The following is an 18,939-nucleotide window of genomic DNA, read 5'->3' as shown; positions in this document are numbered from 1 at the left end:
CCGTCCGCTTGGCCATTCAGGGCGCGCGACCGTCAAGCTCCGCGTCGACCCAGCCACGCAGGCTGTTGACAAAGGCCAGCGCCTCGACGCGCGGCAGCTCCTCCACGCGCACCACGGACTCGGCCAGCCGGCCTTCGCGCAGGAAGCGTTCGCGCCCGATGCCGGCCAGCAGACCGCAGGCGGGCGGCGGGGTCAGCCAACGTCCGCCGATGCGAAAGGCGATATTGCCGCGCGTGCATTCGGTGAATTCGCCGCGCGCGTTCCACAGCAGCGTGTCGAAGATGCCCTCGCGCGTGGGCGCGAAGGCGTCATAGTGCGCGCGCCGCGTCGTCTTGAAGCGGACGAACTCGCTGTCGCTGGCGTCGAATGCGCGATCGGCCAGTTGCAGGCGCACCCGCGGCGGGGCGGCGGCGTGAGGGAAAGCCTCGGCCTGCACGCCGCCGTGGGCATCGAGCAGGAGGCGGACGCGCCAAAGGCCGCTCGGATGGTCGAGGCGCAGGCGCCTCAGGCGGCGTGCCACGGTCTCCACGGGAAAAGGATGGCCGAAGTGCGCCGCGGCCGCCGACAGGCGCGCCAGGTGCCCCGCCGAATCGCGAAAGAAGCCGTCTTCCATCGCCATCGTCTCCAGCAGCGCGAAGGGTGCGCTGGCACGCTCGAGAAAGGTGCGCTTGTGGCGCCATTCCTGCCATTCCGCCTCCGCCTGCGAGCCGGACGTGATGCCACTGCCGATGCCGCAGGTGGCCCGCCCGTCCCGCAGCGTGACACTGCGGATCGGCACGTTGAAGACCGCATCGCCGCCGGGGCGAACCACGCCCGCGGCCCCGCAGTAGATGCCACGCGGCGCGGCCTCCAGCGCACGGATCATGCGCATGGCACTGACCTTCGGCGCCCCGGTCACCGAACCGCAGGGAAAGAGCGCTGCGAACACGTCGGCCAATGTGCAGCCGGCCCGCGTGCGCGCCGTGACGTCGGAACTCATCTGCCACACGGTCGGCAGGGCCTGCGCATGGAACAGGCGCGGCACCGCCACCGAAAAAGGCTCGGCAATGCGCGACAGGTCGTTGCGCAGCAGGTCGACGATCATGACGTTCTCGGCCCGTTCCTTGGCCGAGCCGCGCAGATGCGCCGCGGCCTCGGCATCCTCCTGCGGCGTGGCGCCGCGTGCGGCGGTGCCCTTCATCGGCCGCGCCAGCAAGCGGCCGTCCTGCCATTCGAAGAAGAGTTCGGGCGACACCGACAGCAGCTGCGTCGCCCCGTCGTCGATGAAGGCCGAATAGCCGCCAGGCTGGGCGCGCCTCAACGCGGCGAACAGGGCCAGCGCCTGCGCGCGCGGATCGGCGCCCGGCGCGGCTTCGATGCGGCCGTGCAGCAGCGAGGTGTAGTTGACCTGGTAGAACTCGCCGGCGGCGATGGCCTCCTGGAGGCGGGCGAGCACGCCATCGAAGTCCGCGCGCGCCAGCGCCGGCCCCCAGGCCAGCGTGGGCTCAGCCACCTCGCCGATTTCTTCCGGCCAGGGCAAAGCCTGGTCATGGACGCCGAACCACGCCAGCGCCCCGTCGGCTTCGTGCACGGCAAGGGCTGGATCGAACGCGCAGGCAGCCTCGTAGCGCAGGTAGCCGACGCACCAGCGTCCCTGCCGGGCTTGTGACTGCACGGCGTCCAGTACCGGCCGCACCTGCTCCGGCGTGTGTGCCACCAGCGTCTCGCGCGGCACGCCGAAGGCTTGCCGCAGACGCGGGCCGCCCGCCTCGGCTCGCGATGAAAAGTCGATGAGCGCCGAGATGGCGGTCATCAGGCCGCGCCGATGCCTGCCACCAGGCTGCCAGCCGGCAGGCCCTTTTTGAGCCCCGCGGTGAAGTCCAGCATGCGGTCGATGGGCAGACGGGCGCGCAGGCCCAGCGCGGGGTCGACATGGACCTCGCCGGCCCCTGTCTCCAGCGCATGCGCCAAGCCCGCCAGCCCGTTCATCGCCATCCAGGGGCAATGCGCGCAGCTCTTGCAGGTCGCGCCGTTGCCAGCCGTGGGCGCCTCGATGAAGGTCTTGCCGGGGTTGAGGGTGCGAAGCTTGTGCAGCAGACCTGTGTCGGTGGCGACGATGAACTCGCGTGCCTCCATGCGCTGCGCAGCGGCGAGGATGCCGGAGGTGGAGCCCACCGCATCGGCCAGCGCAATCACCGAAGCCGGCGATTCGGGGTGCACCAGCACCTTGGCGCCCGGGTGGGATTCGATCAGCAGCTCCAGCTCGAGCGACTTGAACTCGTCATGCACGATGCACGCACCTTCCCAGCTCAGCATGTCGGCGCCGGTCTCGCGCCGGATGTAGTCGCCCAGGTGCCGGTCGGGCGCCCAGAGGATCTTGCGGCCCTGGGCCTGGAGTGCGCGCACCACGTCGAGCGCGCAGCTGGAGGTGACGAGCCAGTCGGCGCGGGCCTTCACCGCGGCGCTGGTGTTGGCATAGACGACCACCGTGCGGTCGGAATGCTGGTCACAGAAGGCCCTGAACTCGTCAGCCGGGCAGCCCAGGTCCAGCGAGCAGGTGGCGTCCAGGTCGGGCATCAGCACGCGCTTGTCCGGCGAGAGGATCTTGGCCGTCTCGCCCATGAAGCGCACGCCCGAGACCACCAGCGTGCGGGCCGGGTGGTCGCGGCCGAAGCGCGCCATCTCCAGCGAGTCGCTGACCAGGCCGCCGGTTTGCTCCGCCAGGTCCTGCAGGTCGGGGTGGACGTAGTAGTGCGACACCATCACGGCATCTCGCTCGCGCAGCAGGCGGCGGATGCGCTCCTTCAGCGCCTCGCGCTCGGCGGCGGAAGGCTCGGCCGGCACGCGGGCCCAGGCATGGCGCGTGTCGCACGCGCTGCCCGAGACCGGCGGGAGCACCGGTTGTTCGTAATCGACGCTAATCACGGTTGTCATGTCAATTCCTCCACTGCGCTTCACGTGTTACGCGACGCATGAAATGGCGCACGCCAGTCCGGGAACACCGCGGAACCGGCTTTGCCGGGCCGCTGGTGTTGCCCCCGGAAGGGGGGTTGGCGGACCCCACGAAGTGGGGAAGCCTGGGGGAGAGCCATGCCCTCCGGGCCGCTGGTGTTGCCCCCGGAGAGGGGGTTGGCGGACCCCACGAAGTGGGGAGCCTGGGGGGAGAGCTTCACTTCAGGCTTCCTGGAATCGCATGGAGTAGTCGATCGCCTTGACGTCCTTGGTGAGGGCACCGACCGAGATGCGGTCCACCCCCGTCTCGGCCAAGGCGCGGAGGCTTTCCAGCGTGACGCCGCCGGAGATCTCGAGGATGGCGCGGCCTTCGCCTGCGCCTTCGTTGAGGCGCACGGCCTCGCGCAGCGTGGGCAGGTCCATGTTGTCCAGCAGGATCATGCGCGCGCCGTGGGCCAGCGCTTCGTCGAGCTGGGCCAGTGTCTCGACCTCGATCTCGATGAACTTCGCGCCGGGCGCCGCGCGTCCGGCGGCCTGCAACGCGGCACCGACGCCGCCGGCCGCGGCGATGTGGTTCTCCTTGATCAGGATGGCGTCGTAGAGGCCGATGCGGTGGTTGGTGCCGCCGCCGGTGCGGACCGCGTACTTCTGCGCCAGCCGCAAACCGGGCAGCGTCTTTCGCGTGTCGACGATCGCAGCCCGCGTGCCGCGCACCGCATCGACGTAGCGGGCCGTCTTGGTGGCCACCGCGCTGAGCAGTTGCAGAAAGTTGAGCGCGGTGCGCTCGGCGGTCAGCAGGGCCCGCGCGTCGCCGGCAATCTCGAGAACGACCTGGTCGGCGGCGCAGCGAGCGCCTTCAGCCCCATGCCACGTGATGACGGCCTGGGGGTCCATCCGGCGCACCACGGCTTCCGCCCAGGGGGCGCCGCAGAGCACGGCCTCTTCACGCAGCAGAACCCGCGCCGTGGCCCGGCGGCCGGCTGGCACGAGGGCGGCAGTCAAGTCGCCGTCGCCGGCATCTTCGCTCAGCGCTCGCTGCGCATCGGCAGCGGCCAGCTCGGCCAGTCGGGATGGGGAGAAGTCGAAGAAGTCGTCGTCCATGGGAATTGTTGTGTCTGATCTTCGAGAAGCTCGAGGCCGCCCAGGGGGTCAGGGCCTTTCGACCCCAGGCTCGCGGCCCATCAGTTCGGCCACCGCCTCGGCCGGCCGCACGCGGCCATCGAGCAGGGCCACCACACTCTCGGCAATGGGCATCTCCACGCCAAGGTGGCGCGCGCGCTGCACCACGGCGCGCGCACAGTACACGCCCTCAGCCACGTGGCCGAGCGAGTCCACCGCCTGCTCCAGGGTCTTCCCCGCGGCCAGCAGCAGCCCCACCTTTCGGTTGCGCGACAGATCGCCGGTGGCGGTGAGCACCAGGTCGCCCAGGCCCGAGAGGCCCATGAAGGTATCGGCCCGCGCACCCAGGGCCACGCCCAGGCGCGTCATTTCGGCCAGGCCGCGCGTGATGAGCGCAGCCCGCGCATTGAGGCCGAGGGCCAGGCCGTCGGCCAGCCCGGTGGCAATCGCGAGCACGTTCTTGACGGCGCCGCCGACCTCGACGCCGACGATGTCCTCGTTGGCATAGACACGCAGGCTGGGACCGTGGAAGGCATCCACCAGCGCCTCGCGCAAGCCGGCATGGACGCTGGCGGCGACCAGGGCGGTGGGCCGACCCTGGGCGACCTCCTGCGCGAAGCTGGGGCCGCTGAGCACGCCGGCCACAAGACCGGGCGCCACCTGCGCCTGGATCTCGTGCGCCAGAAGCCCCTCGGCACCGCCGTGGGCGTGTTCGAAGCCCTTGCAGAGCCACGCGACCGGGCAAGACGAGCCGCGCAGCGCCAGCAGCATGTCGCGCAGACCGGCCATGGGCGTGGCGATGATCGCCAGGTCGGCGCCGGCCACCGCGTCAGGCACCACGCCTGAGCACATCTGCACCGAAGCGGGCAGCGGGATGCCGGGCAGGTAGCGCGTGTTCTCGCGCGCCAGCGCCATGGCTTGGGACTGGGCCTCGTCCCGGGCCCAGAGGCTGACCGCGTGGCGGCCGGCCGCATTGATCGCCAGCGCCGTGCCCCAGGCGCCGGCACCGAGCACGCAGATCTTCATCGGCGGCGGATGCGCAGAGTGCGCGCAGCGTGCCTACTGGGTGACGATCGGCGAGGCTTGGCCGGCCGCCTGGGCCTGCTGCTGCTCGAACATGGCCTGGAAGTTGATCTCGGCCAGGTGCACCGGCGGGAAGCCGCCGCGCTGGATCACGTCGGCCACGTTGCCGCGCAGGTACGGGTAGACGATCTGCGGGCAGGCGATGCCGAGGATGGGGCCCATCTGCTCTTCCGGCAAGTTGCGGATCTCGAAGATGCCGGCCTGCTTGGCCTCGACCAGGAACACCGTGCGCTCCTGGATCTTGGTCTGCACCGTCGCGGAGACGGTGATCTCGAAGATGCCGTCAGCCACCGGCTGGGCGTCGACACCGAGCTGGATGTCGACGGTGGGCTGCTCCTGCTCGAGCAGGATGGCCGGCGAGTTCGGCTGTTCGAGCGACAGATCCTTCAGATAGACGCGCTGGATCTGAAAGACGGGATCTTGGGCTTGCTGGTCGGCCATGGCTGGACTTTCTGGTCAAAACAATGCCCACCGGGGAAGGAGTGTCCCGACGGCGGGCTATGGGATTTCGGGTGAGCGGGCGATTATCGCCCGGCGGATTCAGGCGCCCTGCAGAAGCGGCTCCAGGCCGCCGCGCCCGTCGAGGGCGATCAGGTCGTCGCAGCCGCCGACGTGGGTGTCACCGATGAAGATCTGCGGAACGGTGCGGCGCTGGGTGATGTTCATCATGGCGATCCTGGCCTGGGGGTCGGTGTCGACGCGGATCTCTTCGATCTGCTCCACGCCCTTGGCTTTGAGGATCTGCTTCGCGCGAATGCAGTAAGGGCAGACCGCGGTGGTGTACATCTTGACGGGTTGTTGCTTGCTCATGAGTCCGGGAGTTAGGCCTTTTCAACGGGGAGGTTAGCCTCTTTCCAGGATTTGAGCCCGCCGGCCACCGCTTGGGCCTTGTCGTAGCCGAGTTTCTTGGCCGTGGCCACGGCACGCTGCGCGCGTGCACCGCTGGCACACACCATCAGCAGCGGCACCGTCTTGTTCTTGACCGTGGCGGTGAGCTTCTCCTCGAGCTGGGCGAGCGGCACGTTCTTGGCGCCGGTCACATGGCCCGCGGCGAATTCCTCCGGCTCGCGCACGTCAACCACCACGGCGCGCTCCCGGTTGATCAACTGAACTGCGCCTTGCGCCGTCAGCGATCCGGTGTTGGCGCCACGAACCAGCGGCCAGGCCAGCATGGCACCGGAGCTGAGCGCAATCAGGATCAGCATCCAGTTGTCGACGATGAATTTCACGATGTTCCTCGGTTGGGCAAACGCGGGATTTTAGAATGTCGCGTTTTGGCAAGCGTTCCCAAAGGCCCTCCCCCATGCACAAACTGGTACTGATCCGCCATGGCGAATCAACCTGGAACCTCGAAAACCGTTTCACCGGCTGGACCGACGTCGACTTGACGGCCACCGGCATCGAGCAGGCCAAGCAGGCCGGCCGGCTGCTGAAGGCCGAAGGCTACGACTTCGACGTGGCCTACACCAGCGTTCTCAAGCGCGCCACGCGGACGCTGTGGCACACGCTCGACGAGCTGGACCGCACCTGGCTTCCGGTGGTGCATTCCTGGCGCCTCAACGAGCGCCACTACGGCGGTCTCCAGGGCCTCAACAAGGCCGAGACGGCCAAGAAGTACGGGGACGAGCAGGTGCTGATCTGGCGCCGCAGCTACAGCGTGCCGCCACCGCCCCTGGAGCCGAACGACCCGCGCTGCGAACGGAGCGACCCTCGCTACGCCAAGCTGGCGCCCGAGCAGGTACCGCTGACCGAATGCCTCAAGGACACGGTGGCGCGCGTGCTGCCCTTCTGGAACGAGTCCATGGCGCCGGCCATCCGCGCCGGGCGCCGCCTCGTGGTGGCGGCGCACGGCAACTCGATCCGCGCGCTGGTCAAGTACCTCGACGGCATCTCCGACGACGACATCGTCGGCCTCAACATTCCGAACGGTATCCCGCTGGTCTACGAACTCGACGACGAACTCAAGCCGCTGCGCCACTACTATCTCGGCGACGCGGCCGCTGCCGAGAAGGCTGCGGCCGCGGTGGCGGCCCAGGGCAAGGGCTGAGCGCAAGCCAAATCGCAGCGAGGCCCTCGGATACGAGGAACCACAGCAGACAACTTGCTTCCAAGCTGTGTATATTTGCTTGACAGGCGACAAGGACATTACATGGGCCAGAAACTCAAGATCACCGGCTGGGTCGCAGCCGGCGCCGTTGCCGGTGCGTTGACCACGGTCTCGTTGCAAACAGTTGCAAGAGGTTCACTGGCCCCCCTTCCGCTCGAAGAGCTGCAGCAGCTTGCCGCCGTGTTCGGAATGGTGAAGAGCGATTACGTCGAGCCGGTGGACGAGAAGAAGCTCATCTCCGATGCCATCTCCGGCATGGTCGCCGGGCTCGACCCGCATTCCCAGTATTTCGACAAGAAGTCCTTCAAGGAATTTCGCGAGGGCACGACCGGCCGCTTCGTCGGCGTCGGCATCGAGATCTCGCAGGAGGACGGGCTGATCAAGGTGGTGTCGCCGATCGAAGGCTCGCCCGCCTTCCGCGCCGGCCTCAAACCGAACGACATGATCACGCGCATCGACGACACCGCGGTGCGCGGGCTCTCGCTGAACGAAGCAGTCAAGCGCATGCGCGGCGAGGCCAACACCAAGGTGCTGCTGACGATCTTCCGCAAGGACGAGAACCGTACCTTCCCTGTGACCATCACGCGCGAGGAGATCCGCACGCAATCGGTCCGCGGCAAGATGATCGAACCGGGCTACGGCTGGATCCGCCTGTCGCAGTTCCAGGAGCGCACGGTCGAGGACTTCGTCAAGAAGGTCGACGAGATCTACAAGCAGGATCCCAACCTCAAGGGCCTGGTGCTGGACCTTCGCAACGACCCCGGTGGCCTGCTCGACGCGGCGGTCGCCATCTCCGCGGCCTTCCTGCCCGAGAACGTCACGGTCGTGTCCACCGATGGGCAACTGGCCGAGAGCAAGTCGGTCTACAAGGCCGCGCCGGAGTACTACCAGCGCCGCGCCGGCAGCGACCCGCTGCGCAACCTGCCGGCCGCGCTCAAGACGGTGCCGCTGGTGGTGCTGGTGAACGAAGGCTCCGCCTCCGCCAGCGAGATCGTGGCTGGGGCCCTGCAGGACCACAAGCGCGCCACGATCATGGGCAGCCAGACCTTCGGCAAGGGCTCGGTGCAGACGGTGCGCCCGCTCGGCCCCGACACCGGGCTGAAGATCACCACCGCGCGTTACTACACGCCTAGCGGCACCTCGATCCAGGCCAAGGGCATCGTGCCCAACGTGCTGGTCGACGAAAGCGCCGAGGGCAGCCCTTTTGCCGCCCTGCGCATGCGCGAGGCCGACCTCGAGAAGCACCTGGCGAGCGGCCAGGGCCCCGAGGCCAAGGATCCGGAGCGCGAGAGGGCGCGCGACGAAGCCCGCAAGCGCCTGGAAGAAGAAGCCAAGAAGCCCCCGCAGGACCGCAAGGTGCCCGAGTTCGGCTCCGACAAGGACTTCCCGTTGGTGCAGGCGCTGAACCGGCTCAAGGGCCAGCCCGTGCTGGTGAGCAAGACGCAGGTGATCGTCGAGAACAAGGAAGAAAAGAAGGAAAACTGATCCTGCGCTCCCGCCACGGGAGCGCCGGTCTCAGCCCGCGCAGCGCATGGAAGACCAGGACCTGCTGCGCTACTCGCGCCACATCCTCCTCGAAGAATTCGGCATCGACGGCCAGGCGCGCGTGAGCGCCGGCCACGCCGTGCTGATCGGTGCCGGCGGCCTGGGCTCGCCGGTTGCGCTCTACCTGGCCGCGGCCGGAGTCGGCCGGATCACGCTGGTCGACGACGACGAGGTCGACCTCACCAACCTGCAGCGCCAGATCGCGCACAGCACCGCGCGCGTGGGGCACGCCAAGGTCGAATCAGCAGCGGCGGCGATGCGCGACATCAACCCGGAGATCCGCATCGACACCTGGGTCCAGCGCGCCGACGAGGCCTTGCTGAGCCGCCTGGTGCCGACGGCCGATGTGGTCGTGGATTGCAGCGACAACTTTGCCACGCGCCATGCCGTGAACCGCGCGTGCGTGGCCCATGGCAAGCCGCTGGTGGCCGGCGCGGCCATCCGCTTCGACGGCCAGTTGAGCGTGTACGACACACGCGACGCGGCCTCCCCCTGCTACGCCTGCATCTTTCCCCCCGACGCCGACTTCGAGGAGACGCGCTGCGCCGTGCTGGGCGTTTTCGCGCCCGTGGTCGGCGCCATCGGCGTGCTGGAGGCCGGCGAGGCCTTGAAGCTGCTCGCCGGCATCGGCCCCTCGCTGGCGGGCAGCCTCCTGATGTTCGATGGCCGCCGCAGTGCCTTCGACACGCTGCGCGTGGCGCGCGACCCGGGTTGCAGGGTCTGCGGCCATCGGCCGCCTGCCGGCTGAGAAATCGGCCGCCTCCCCTACTGCTTTTTGGCCTTCGCCGCACCCGAAGCCGCCTCGCGCGACGCCGGCCGCTTCGCCGTGGCCATCACCTCTTGGCAGTCGGCGTCGGTGCCCGGCCCGGTCTCGACGGTCGCCGCCAGCGCCAGCAGCGGGTTGATCGCCCCCAACACGACCGCCAGCGCTCCCCGGGTGGCGAGCGGGCCGGCTTCCACGCCCGCCGAGGGCGAGCCCAGCGTACCGCCGATGTGCAGCGGCGTCCGCAGGGAGAGGATGCTCATGTCCTTGGGTTGTGCCCGCACCACGAAGTCGAGCGTCTCTTTCGAGAGGTCGGCCTGCCCGGTCGCGTTGAAGACCGTGTCCTCGGTGTCCATCATCACGCTGCGGCTGTGCATGGTGCCCTTGTCGACGTCGAAGGCCAGCGCGGCACAGCGCAGCGTCACGTTCCTGTCGCCACCCAGCAGGAACTTGATGATTTCGCCGCCGTCCAGGCCCATGAACTCGAGCAGCAGATTGCTGAACTGTCCGCGCCCGGTGAGCGCCGCCACGTCGCCCGAGGCGCTGCCCATCCAACTCGCCACCGAGTTGCCCTGGCCGGCCAGGTTCACCCGCCCGTCCAGCTTGCCGAAGCTGGTGCGCATGGTCTCGACCTTGGGGATCAGGCGGTTGAGCTGCATCGCGCGCACGTCCAGCGCAGCCCGGATGTCAGCCGGATTGCGGGTGCCGTCGATGCGGATGGCGCCGGCCAGCGAACCACCGGCCACGCCGAGCTTGAGCGGATCCAGGGTCAGGACCCCGTCCTTCAGCTTGACCTGCACGGCGCCCTGGTCCAGGGGTAGCTCGCGCACGTTGCGGATCCGGTCCGCCGTGTATTTGACGTCGGCATTCATGGCCCGCAAGCGCTCGAAATCCAGCGTGGCGGTCGGCAGCACCTTGCGCCCGGGATCACGCCGCGCCCGCTTGACTTCGGTGATGGTGGGTGGCGGAGCGACACCGTCGACAGCATTGGCCGAGCGTTCGGTCGGCGGCAGGCCGATCAGCGGGCCGAGGTCGTCCATGTCCATGACGCTCGAGCGCAGTTGGCCCGAAAGGTAGGGCAGCTTCGCGGACTGGTCGAAGCGCATGTCGCCGCCAATGTCGGACAGCCCCAGCTTGCCCTTGATGCCGATGGCGTTCCATTGCTTCGCCTGCTTGCGCAACTCGCCGCTCAGCGCGTAGGGCGAGGTCTGCGGCAGCGCGATGCCCAGCAGGGGATAGAGATCGCCGAGGTTCTGACCCCTGAGGTCGAAACGCGCGTCCACGCCGTCCAGCGTGGAGAGTTCCGCAACCGTACCCTGAGCCTTCAGGCGCGTGCGGCCGGCCGTGGCGTCGATCTCGATGGGAAACGGCGGGGCCCCCGCAGACTCGATCTGCAGCACGTTGCCCGTGCGGCCCTGCGCCGTGAGGGCTTGGCGCTGATAACGGCCCTTGATGCGGTAGGTCAGCGGCATGTCCCCTTGGGCACTGTCGAAGCTGAAGTCCGCGTGCAGATCCACGCCCCGGAAGCCCGCGAGAAAGTCGAGCGATCCGTTATCGACTTCCAGCAAGCCGATGACGGGTGCCGTCCCGCTGTCCGCGGTGTTCTTGCCCAGCGCCCAGGTGCGGCGGCCGTCCTCCTCCATCTGAAGGCCCAGCACAGGCGACACCAGTGCGATGCGAGGAATCACGACGCGCCGGGACAGCAGCGGCCACAGGCGCAGTTCGAACTCGGCGCGTTCCGCTTTGACTAGATAGGGGTCGCGGGCCCAGGCCGGATTGGCGAACTCGACGCCGTCGAGCTTGATCGTGGCCCCGCGCCAGCCCAGGTCGACGTCGAGCCGGCGGGTGATCTCGAATTTGCGCCCGGTGCGCTCGCTGACGTATCGATTGACCGGCTCCCGCAGCATGTTCCACGGGAAAAACACCAGCACCAGCAGCAGCGTCAGCAGCAGTCCCAGCAGGACCGCGCCGATCCGCAGCAGGATCGGCAGGCGCAGCTGGGGGGCGCGCACGTCGGTCACGGCACCGTCGTCTTTCGTTCCGGCGTCACGGAGATGGAGGCGGGCGAGGCCAGGAAGCAGATGGCGGTGGTGCCGACTGCGGACGCCGTGGTGGCCGCCTCGGCCAGCCTCAATTCGGCATTCGCCGGCTCTCCCATGACCACGACCGTCGCGGCGGCCAGGGTCAGCAGACCGATGGCCCCATAGTTCCAGATGATCTTCATCGAGGCACCTTCCGTGATGGCGTATGGCAAGGCCGGGGCGGAGCGCCGAGCGGCCACGGGATGCGCAAAGCTTAGATGGGACGGCGCTTTACAGGGGTCGGCGCCACACCGCAGCCCGTGTCGGGCGCCGCCTACGGGCAGTCAGACCACGCACGCGTAAGAACAAGCCTACATCCCGGGGCCGCGGAACGTTGCATCATTCGTGCCTGCATCTTGCGCATCAACCATCGCCTTCATGCCGGCCATTCACTGTGGTGAGCGAAGTTTTTCATCGCTCGCCATCGACCCGCGGTTCTCCATGGACCCCAGATTGAAAACCTACATCGTCGAAGACAACGTCACGATCCGCGAGAACCTTGTCGGCACTCTGGAAGAACTCACGTGCATTTGCGCCGTCGGTTATGCGGAGACGGAGTCGGACGCCGTTCGGTGGCTGGCGCAGCACGGCGACGAATGGGACCTGGCCATCGTCGACCTGTTCCTGAAGCAAGGCAGCGGGCTCGGCGTGCTGCAGGCACTCTCCGAGCGCCGGCCCGAGCAGAAGATCGTGGTGCTGAGCAATTACGCCACGCCGGACATCCGCAAGCGCTGTGCGCAGTTCGGCGTCGACGCGGTCTTCGACAAATCCAACGAGATCGAGGCGCTGATCGACTTCTGCATCCGGCAATCCTCGGTCGTGCAGCAGGCCTCCGGCCCGGGCTGACGTCGGACACGCGAATGCGCCGATGGTCGCAGCCTCCATCCGGCGTCGTGCCCCGCAGCGGCGCAACGCCGCCCCCCACTCAATCGATCAGCTTGTTCTTCAGTGCGTAGTATGTGAGGTCGCTGTTCGAGGACAGATTCATCTTCTCCATCAGCCGCGTGCGGTAGGTGCTCACGGTCTTGACCGACAACGACAACGTCTTGGCGATATCGCCCGCCGTCTCCCCCTTGGCAAGCTTGAGGAACACCTGGAACTCGCGCTCGGACAGCTGCTCATGAGGTGCCGCGTCGTCCTTGCGGTCGAGCTGGCGGGCCAGCAGTTCGGCCACGGCCGGGGTGATGTAGCGCCGGCCCAGCGAGATGGTGCGGATCGCGTTGACGATCTCCATCGGCTCGCATTCCTTGTTGAGGTAGCCGCTCGCGCCCTGTCGGATGAGGTTCATCGCGTAGTGCTCTTCGGGGTAGCCGCTGAGGATCAGGATGCCAACGTCCGGCGCCTTGGCGCGGATCATCGCCAGGGCATCGATGCCGCTCTGCCCGGGCATCGAGAGGTCCATCACCAGCACATCCAGCTCCGTGGTACGGACCAATTCGATGGCCTCGCGCCCACTGGCCGCCTCCCCCACCACCCGCAGGTCGACGTGCTCCGAGAAGAACTGGCGCAATCCGGACCGCACGATGGCATGGTCGTCCACAATTCCGATTTTGATCATCTGGTACCTTCTTTGTCCTGTCGCGGCCTTTTGCGTCGCAGCACACCTCTCCCTGGTTCACAACGATTATTCCCCAATTCGATCAGCTCGCATCTCGCGGAGACCCCATGCGCTGGTTAGCTTTCCCGAAGATGGCCGCCGGCCTCGCCCTCGCGATGCTCGCCGCGCTCACGCTCGTGGGCATCAACGAAGCCGGCTACCGGCAGTCGTCCGAGGCGCTGACGGAGGTTGCCGAGGCGCAGCGCGTTCGGCTCGCGCTCAACATGCTGGTGCAGAACATCGTCGACGCGGAAACGGGGCAGCGTGGCTATCTGTTGACAGGAGAAGCCCGCTATCGCGAACCCTATGACGTCGCCGTCAAGCAGGTGGACGGTCAGCTCGCCGCGCTGCAAGCGCTCTACGCGAATCGCCCGGCGGAGTCATCCCGGCTGGCGGAGTTGGCCAAGCACGTCTCGCGCAAGCTCGCGGAGATCGACATGAGCGTGCGGCTGCGCCAGGAGGGCAACGACGACGCCTGGAAGTTCGTGATCACGACCGACGTCGGCCGCGAGGAAATGGAGGCCATCCGGCAGCAAGCCGGCGAACTCATCGCGATGAGCAACGAGGCCCTGATGCGGGGCCAGGCGCAGATCGCGAAGTCGCTGCAATTCGCCCGCATCGGGATCGCGCTGGTCGCGCTGGCCGGCCTGGTGGCCTTCTACCTGTACCTGCGCCAGACCCATGCGCTGCGCTCCGTCGGCGAGCGGCAGCAGCAGGCGCTGCAACGCGAGCGCAACGCCCTCGAAGACGAAGTGCGCGAGCGCACCGCCACGCTGGCGGAGCTGGCCACCCACCTGCAGGACGTGCGGGAAAGCGAGCGCGGCTTCCTGGCGCGCGAGTTGCACGACGAACTGGGCTCGCTCCTCACCGCGGCCAAGCTCGACGTGGCTCGTCTCAAGTCTCGCCTGGCCGACTCGCCGGATGCGATCTCGCGGCTGCAGCACTTGAACGACCTGCTCAACAGCGGCATCGCGCTGAAGCGCCGCATCATCGAGGACCTGCGGCCTTCGTCGCTGGCCAATCTCGGCCTGATCGCGTCGCTGGAGATTCTCGGCCGTGAGTTCGCCGAGCGCTCCGGCGTAGAGATCGAGATGCTGCTCGAGCAGGTCGAACTCGACGAGGCCAACCAGCTGACTGTCTACCGCATGGTGCAGGAGAGCCTGACCAACATCGGCAAGTACGCGCAGGCGACCGAGGCCAGCATCGTGATGAAGAACTACGGCAATCACGCGGTGGTCGAAGTGAGCGACAACGGCAAGGGCTTCGAAGCCCGCGCCGCGCGCGTGGCCTCGCACGGCTTGGCCGGCATGCGTCATCGCGTGGAGGCGGCCGGCGGCAAGCTGAGCATTTCATCCGCCCCGGGCAAAGGCACGCGGCTGAGCGCCACCCTGCCTGCCGCCGCGAACAACAGCGCTGCCCTCGCGAACCAGTCGGTCTGAGCGGCTCCATTGCAAGGAGCCGGCGCGATTCGGCCATCTCCTACGCCCCCAGCCCTCGGCTGCTGACAGGGTACTGCAGAGGACTGATTTAATTTTCAGTCCATGCTCCACTCGCATCGCGAACATGCCCGCCAAGCGCACATGCCGAAGAGCAAGGTTCGACCACAACGAAACGTACGAGACGTACGAGGCCTGCCCGAAAGGAGTTCCACATGTTGTACTACGCGGTCGTCTTCCTTGTCATTGCCCTGATCGCCGCCTTGTTCGGCTTTGGCGGCATCGCGGCCGGTGCCGTCGGCATCGCCAAGATTCTTTTCATCGTCTTCATCGTGCTGGCGCTCGCGAGCTTCATCGCGGGCTTGATGCGACGATGACAGCGTCGTTACGATGAGCAGGCTCTCGCCACAAATTACTCCGGAAGGAACTTTCATGAGCACGACCAAGACCCCCTCTCAACTGGCCGAAGAAGCGCGCCAGACCGCCAACGACGCCATCGACACCACGCGTGCCTATGCACAGAACGCGGTCAATGCGGCTGGTGAAAAGGTGAGAGACCTGCGCCGCGATGCGGAACCCACTGTGGAGCAGCTGGCAGCCCGCGTACAGCAAGCCGTCCAACGCGGACTCGATGCGGCCTCGACCACCAGTGCGCGCGCGCAGCGCCGCCTGGAACAGGCCGCCGACGTCACCGGCCGTTACATCGCCGACCAGCCGGTACGTTCGGTGCTCATCGCTGCCGCCGCGGGCGCAGCCATCACGGCGTTGATCGTGCTCGCCAGCCGCCGCAGCCGGGACGACTATTGATCTGAGTCCGCCTCGCTGACCGCGCCGCCTGCAGCACAATGCTCCATCCCATCTTCTCCACGGTACTCAGGCATCCGGAACTCATCGCAGACCATGCCAGCAATTACGCGGCGCTTCTGCGGCTGGAAACTGCAGAGGCTGGCAAGGGCCTGATCTCCCGCCTGGTGGCCGGCGTGCTCGCCGCGGTGAGTGCGATGCTGGCGCTGGGCCTGGCGGGCACGGCAGCGATGCTGGGGCTGCTTCAAGGCAGCTTTCATTGGGTGCTGGTGGCCGTGCCCGGGATCTCGCTCCTCATCGCCCTCCTGGCCGGCTACTTCGCGGCGAGGCCTATGCAGTTCCATGGTTTCGATGACCTGAAGATGCAAGTCGACGCCGACATCCAGGCCCTTCGGGCAGCAGGAGATGCCCATGGCCGTTGACCGCAACGTCCTCACGCCCCAGGAGCGCCTTGCCATCTCCCGGCGCGCCCTGGTCGAGCAATTGCAGGGTCATGAAGCCCGGCCTGCCGACGAAGCGGACTTTTCGCCCCGCACGGTGTCCCCCCGCCGCGAGACCTTGTTCGATCGGATCGCCTGGGTTCGGATGGGCCGTCAGATCGTGGCGCGCTGGTGGCGCCGGCATCCCGCGAACGCGGCCACGCAGCTCGCACGCCCCCTGCTGGAGCGTTACGCACGCGAGAAGCCTGCCAAGCTGGTCGCCGCCGCCGCCGGAACAGGCGCGTTGCTGGTGCTGATCAGACCTTGGCGCCTGCTGTCGGTCACGGCGGTGGTCGCTGCCCTGCTCAAGACTTCTGATATCGCCGATCTGGTGACCACGCTGTTGCACAAGACGTCCCATGCCCCACGAAAGGATCCTCCATGACCAATGAAGTTGCCCAAGACAAATCCCGTCAGCGCCTGGTGCTGGACCAGGCAGCCATCGAAAAGGCGGCGTCCCAAAGCCTTGACGATGGCGCTGTCACCCCCGGCTATGGGCCGTGGCGCGACGACATCGTGCAGTTGCTCAACGGCGCCTTGGCGACCGAGCTGGTCTGCGTGCTGCGCTACAAGCGCCACTACTACACCGCCCATGGCGTCTCCTCCCCCGCCATCGCGGACGAGTTCCTGGTGCATGCCAACGAGGAGTCGGCCCATGCGGACCGGATTGCCGAGCGCATTGTGCAACTGGGCGGCGACCCGGATTTCAATCCCAGGACACTTCAGGATCGCAGCCATGCCGGCTACGACGATTCCACGGAACTGCAGGCGATGGTGCGCGCCAACCTGATTGCCGAACGGATCGCCATCGAGTCCTATCGCCAGATGATCAACCTCATCGGCGACAAGGACCCGACCACCCGGCGGATGCTGGAGGAAATCCTCTCCGACGAGGAAGAGCATGCGGACGAGCTGAAGGATTGGCTCGGCAATTGACGCCCGGCCCTCGCACCCTCAAGCGCTGACGATCCAGCCTTCCAACGGATCGATCTCCGCCGGCAAGCCCCAGCCGTGCCGCCCGATGTCCCGGCGGGCGGCCGCCCACGCCGCCTGCACAAGACAGAGCGTGGCATCCAACGCGTCCGCTCGTGCATCCGCCACCAGGAGCGTGCGCTGCGCCTCGGTCAGGACGAGTCGCAGACCCAGCCGCGCCGAGCCTCGCTCGAGCGCATCCAGCAGGTCGGCGCGGGCTCTGCGGCGTTCATCGGTCTGTCGGGCCGCATCGTCGCTCTTGTAGCTGCGCCGGCCGATCAGCTCCCTCGCCAGCAGGCCTGGATAGCCCTCCAACGCAATGCGGGTGACGGTGCCCGCAGGCGTGTACAGCCCCGGCAGGGCTGCCCCGGCCGCCACCAGGCGCGGCACGCCGGCATGCAGCATCAACGCGACGGGCGGATTGACCCATTTCATCGAGGGGCTGGAACCCGCCGGTCCGTCCGTGGCGCGGTGGGCGAATTTGGCCCCCGCCGGCCGGGCCATGCAGAAGGCGGCAAAGGCCTCCCGGATGTGACGCCGGTCAAGGGTGGCGTAGTGCGCGAGCAGCGCACGCCATTCGGTCGGCCAGCCCAGTCGCTCGACCAGTTCACGCGGCAAGCCGAAGGGGAGGTCGAAGGCACCCACCCATGCCGGCGTATCGGCCAGCCATCGGCACCAGGCTTCCAGCGTGGTGAAGCTTTCGAGACCCTGGAGGGCCACCCCGCCCTCGACCGCCTGCCCCCGTGCCAGCCTGATGGGCTTGCGCGCCGTGGGCGCACTGGAGAAGTCACAGCCCAGCAGCAGCGCGTGCACCGCGGCAGGCGCCGGCTTCAGTGCCGGCCGACGATGGCGGCGGTGGCCATCAGCTCTTCCAGCAACGCGAGTGACACCTTGCCGGAGACCGAATAGGGGTCCAGTTCGGGCTTCTCGGAGTACTTGAGCAGGGTCGAGACGTTCAGCTTGGAGAGGTTGACCTGGCCCATCGTCCAGCCACCGAATCGGCGCTCGGAGATTTCTTCGTAGTGCAGCAGCACCACGTCCTTGTGGCGCGGGTCGCGCTGGATGTGGCCGTAGAGTTCGCTGATCGCCGTCCGCCCGCCCTCGATCGCCTGCAGGAACACGCCGCCGCCGTAGCAGAGGATGCCGGTGATGCCGCACGCGATGTTGTGCGTGCGGGATTGGGCCAGGATGGATTCGATGGCGTCGGCGCTGGTGTCGACAGCGCGGCTGGCATAAAGCAGGCGTACGAGCATGGCTCAGTTCCGGCGGGGAATGAGGGCGAGAAATTCGCGCCGCAGGTTGGAGTCCTTGAGGAAGACGCCACGCATCACGGAATTGATCATCTTGCTGTCCATCTCCTTGACGCCGCGCCACTGCATGCAGAAGTGCTCGGCCTCCACCACCAGCGCCAGGCCATCGGGCTGCGTGCGCTCCTGGATCAGGTCGGCCAGTTGCACCACGGCCTCCTCCTGGATCTGGGGCCGGCTCATGACCCATTCGGCCAGGCGCGCGTACTTGGACAAGCCGATCACGTTGGTCTTCTCGTTCGGCATGACACCGATCCACAGCTTGCCGATGATCGGGCAGAAGTGGTGCGAGCAGGCGCTGCGCACCGTGATCGGGCCCACGATCATGAGCTCGTTCAGGTGCTCGGCGTTCGGGAATTCGGTGAGCGAGGGCGCCGTCACGTAGCGGCCCTTGAACACCTCGTTCACATACATTTTGGCCACGCGGCGCGCGGTGTTCTCGGTGTTGTGGTCGTTTTCGAGATCGATCACCAGGCTCTCGAGGACGTCCTTCATCTTGTCCTCGACCTCGTCGAGCAATAGCTCGAGCTCGCCGGGCCGGATGAACTCCGCGATGTTGTCGTTCGCGTTGAAGCGGCGGCGGGCGGCGACCAAACGCTCCCGGATCTTCAGGGAGACGGGCGTGCCCTCGTCCCCGGCGTCAGGCTCGGGACGCTCGGCGGTGTCGATTTTTCTCAGCATCCGCGCATCCTAACAGTGAATGACGAGCGGGCGA

General features: G+C 67.5%; 23 protein-coding genes. 10 read left to right on the top strand and 13 right to left on the bottom strand.

All coding sequences use genetic code 11. The features are described 5' to 3' along the window. Positions 1-16: 16 nt before the first annotated feature. From pabB to ABEA07_RS11500, 7 genes are all read right to left on the bottom strand, one after another. Positions 17-1,792 carry an aminodeoxychorismate synthase component I gene (gene pabB, locus ABEA07_RS11530; protein ID WP_345537942.1) on the bottom strand — a complete coding sequence of 592 codons (1,776 nt, stop codon included), beginning with the start codon at positions 1,790-1,792 and terminating at the stop codon, positions 17-19. Continuing rightward, entirely contained in the window at positions 1,792-2,913 is a 1,122-nt protein-coding gene (gene nadA / locus ABEA07_RS11525) for a quinolinate synthase NadA (RefSeq protein ID WP_345537941.1), read from the bottom strand. The genes pabB and nadA overlap by 1 nt, the downstream gene beginning before the upstream one ends. A 240-nt stretch (positions 2,914-3,153) precedes the next feature. After that, positions 3,154-4,032, bottom strand: coding sequence for a carboxylating nicotinate-nucleotide diphosphorylase (gene nadC / locus ABEA07_RS11520; protein WP_345537940.1), 879 nt, complete (start codon positions 4,030-4,032; stop codon positions 3,154-3,156). A 48-nt stretch (positions 4,033-4,080) separates the two neighbouring features. Beyond that, positions 4,081-5,076, bottom strand: coding sequence for an NAD(P)H-dependent glycerol-3-phosphate dehydrogenase (locus ABEA07_RS11515; protein WP_345537939.1), 996 nt, complete (start codon positions 5,074-5,076; stop codon positions 4,081-4,083). Between the two features lie 33 nt (positions 5,077-5,109). Then, positions 5,110-5,574, bottom strand: coding sequence for a protein-export chaperone SecB (gene secB, locus ABEA07_RS11510; RefSeq protein ID WP_345537938.1), 465 nt, complete (start codon positions 5,572-5,574; stop codon positions 5,110-5,112). Positions 5,575-5,673: 99 nt separating this feature from the next. Then, a complete protein-coding gene (grxC, locus tag ABEA07_RS11505) occupies positions 5,674-5,943 on the bottom strand; it encodes a glutaredoxin 3 (protein WP_345537936.1) in 270 nt (89 codons plus the stop codon). 11 nt (positions 5,944-5,954) lie between these two features. After that, a complete protein-coding gene (locus ABEA07_RS11500) occupies positions 5,955-6,362 on the bottom strand; it encodes a rhodanese-like domain-containing protein (RefSeq protein ID WP_345537934.1) in 408 nt (135 codons plus the stop codon). Between the two features lie 74 nt (positions 6,363-6,436). Between ABEA07_RS11500 and gpmA the strand changes: the two genes are divergently transcribed. The 3 genes from gpmA (at position 6,437) to ABEA07_RS11485 (ending at position 9,533) form a co-directional block, all read left to right on the top strand. Next, positions 6,437-7,180 carry a 2,3-diphosphoglycerate-dependent phosphoglycerate mutase gene (gpmA, locus tag ABEA07_RS11495; RefSeq protein WP_345537933.1) on the top strand — a complete coding sequence of 248 codons (744 nt, stop codon included), beginning with the start codon at positions 6,437-6,439 and terminating at the stop codon, positions 7,178-7,180. Positions 7,181-7,282: 102 nt separating this feature from the next. Then, the gene (locus ABEA07_RS11490) at positions 7,283-8,725 is read left to right on the top strand and encodes a S41 family peptidase (protein WP_345537932.1); all 1,443 of its coding nucleotides are present in this window, start codon (positions 7,283-7,285) and stop codon (positions 8,723-8,725) included. A gap of 46 nt (positions 8,726-8,771) precedes the next feature. Then, positions 8,772-9,533 carry a HesA/MoeB/ThiF family protein gene (locus tag ABEA07_RS11485; RefSeq protein WP_345537930.1) on the top strand — a complete coding sequence of 254 codons (762 nt, stop codon included), beginning with the start codon at positions 8,772-8,774 and terminating at the stop codon, positions 9,531-9,533. A gap of 17 nt (positions 9,534-9,550) precedes the next feature. On the opposite strand, the gene ABEA07_RS11480 is transcribed toward ABEA07_RS11485, so the two are convergent. Both ABEA07_RS11480 and ABEA07_RS11475 read right to left on the bottom strand, forming a co-directional pair. Beyond that, a complete protein-coding gene (locus tag ABEA07_RS11480) occupies positions 9,551-11,560 on the bottom strand; it encodes an AsmA family protein (RefSeq protein ID WP_345538136.1) in 2,010 nt (669 codons plus the stop codon). A gap of 5 nt (positions 11,561-11,565) precedes the next feature. Next, on the bottom strand, positions 11,566-11,772 hold the full coding sequence (locus tag ABEA07_RS11475; protein ID WP_345537929.1) for a hypothetical protein: 207 nt from the start codon (positions 11,770-11,772) through the stop codon (positions 11,566-11,568). Between the two features lie 298 nt (positions 11,773-12,070). On the opposite strand from ABEA07_RS11475, the gene ABEA07_RS11470 reads away from it, so the two are divergent. Then, positions 12,071-12,475, top strand: a complete 405-nt coding sequence (locus ABEA07_RS11470) for a response regulator (protein WP_345537928.1) — start codon at positions 12,071-12,073, stop codon at positions 12,473-12,475. Positions 12,476-12,554: 79 nt separating this feature from the next. Here ABEA07_RS11470 and ABEA07_RS11465 read toward each other — a convergent pair whose 3' ends face one another. After that, positions 12,555-13,187 carry a response regulator gene (locus ABEA07_RS11465; RefSeq protein ID WP_077001077.1) on the bottom strand — a complete coding sequence of 211 codons (633 nt, stop codon included), beginning with the start codon at positions 13,185-13,187 and terminating at the stop codon, positions 12,555-12,557. 107 nt (positions 13,188-13,294) lie between these two features. Between ABEA07_RS11465 and ABEA07_RS11460 the strand changes: the two genes are divergently transcribed. The 6 genes from ABEA07_RS11460 to ABEA07_RS11435 all read left to right on the top strand — a co-directional run bounded on the left by ABEA07_RS11460 (position 13,295) and on the right by ABEA07_RS11435 (position 16,881). Next, on the top strand, positions 13,295-14,665 hold the full coding sequence (locus ABEA07_RS11460; RefSeq protein ID WP_345537924.1) for a CHASE3 domain-containing protein: 1,371 nt from the start codon (positions 13,295-13,297) through the stop codon (positions 14,663-14,665). Between the two features lie 212 nt (positions 14,666-14,877). After that, a complete protein-coding gene (locus tag ABEA07_RS11455; protein WP_345537923.1) occupies positions 14,878-15,039 on the top strand; it encodes a DUF1328 domain-containing protein in 162 nt (53 codons plus the stop codon). A gap of 55 nt (positions 15,040-15,094) precedes the next feature. After that, entirely contained in the window at positions 15,095-15,469 is a 375-nt protein-coding gene (locus ABEA07_RS11450) for a hypothetical protein (RefSeq protein ID WP_345537922.1), read from the top strand. Positions 15,470-15,507: 38 nt separating this feature from the next. Then, positions 15,508-15,888, top strand: coding sequence for a hypothetical protein (locus ABEA07_RS11445; protein WP_345537920.1), 381 nt, complete (start codon positions 15,508-15,510; stop codon positions 15,886-15,888). Beyond that, positions 15,878-16,330, top strand: a complete 453-nt coding sequence (locus tag ABEA07_RS11440) for a hypothetical protein (protein ID WP_345537918.1) — start codon at positions 15,878-15,880, stop codon at positions 16,328-16,330. The genes ABEA07_RS11445 and ABEA07_RS11440 overlap by 11 nt, the downstream gene beginning before the upstream one ends. After that, entirely contained in the window at positions 16,327-16,881 is a 555-nt protein-coding gene (locus ABEA07_RS11435; RefSeq protein WP_345537916.1) for a ferritin-like domain-containing protein, read from the top strand. Before ABEA07_RS11440 ends, ABEA07_RS11435 begins: the two co-directional genes overlap by 4 nt. Before the next feature lie 18 nt (positions 16,882-16,899). Here ABEA07_RS11435 and ABEA07_RS11430 read toward each other — a convergent pair whose 3' ends face one another. Genes ABEA07_RS11430 through folE form a run of 3 tightly spaced genes read right to left on the bottom strand, consistent with a single transcriptional unit; the run spans position 16,900 to position 18,905 of the window. Next, entirely contained in the window at positions 16,900-17,721 is an 822-nt protein-coding gene (locus tag ABEA07_RS11430) for a DUF429 domain-containing protein (protein ID WP_345538134.1), read from the bottom strand. A gap of 26 nt (positions 17,722-17,747) precedes the next feature. Continuing rightward, positions 17,748-18,170: a BLUF domain-containing protein gene (locus tag ABEA07_RS11425; protein WP_345537915.1), complete on the bottom strand. Its 423-nt coding sequence runs from the start codon at positions 18,168-18,170 to the stop codon at positions 17,748-17,750. Positions 18,171-18,173: 3 nt separating this feature from the next. Beyond that, positions 18,174-18,905 (bottom strand): GTP cyclohydrolase I, encoded by a 732-nt coding sequence (gene folE / locus ABEA07_RS11420; RefSeq protein ID WP_345537914.1) that lies wholly within the window; start codon positions 18,903-18,905, stop codon positions 18,174-18,176. Positions 18,906-18,939: the final 34 nt, after the last annotated feature.

Origin of the sequence: Variovorax defluvii, assembly GCF_039541515.1 — a bacterium.
In the GTDB taxonomy this organism is placed as follows: Bacteria; Pseudomonadota; Gammaproteobacteria; order Burkholderiales; family Burkholderiaceae_C; genus Variovorax; species Variovorax defluvii.
The sequence above is the reverse complement of the archived record's forward strand: the minus strand, read 5'-3'. Positions and strand labels throughout refer to the sequence as shown.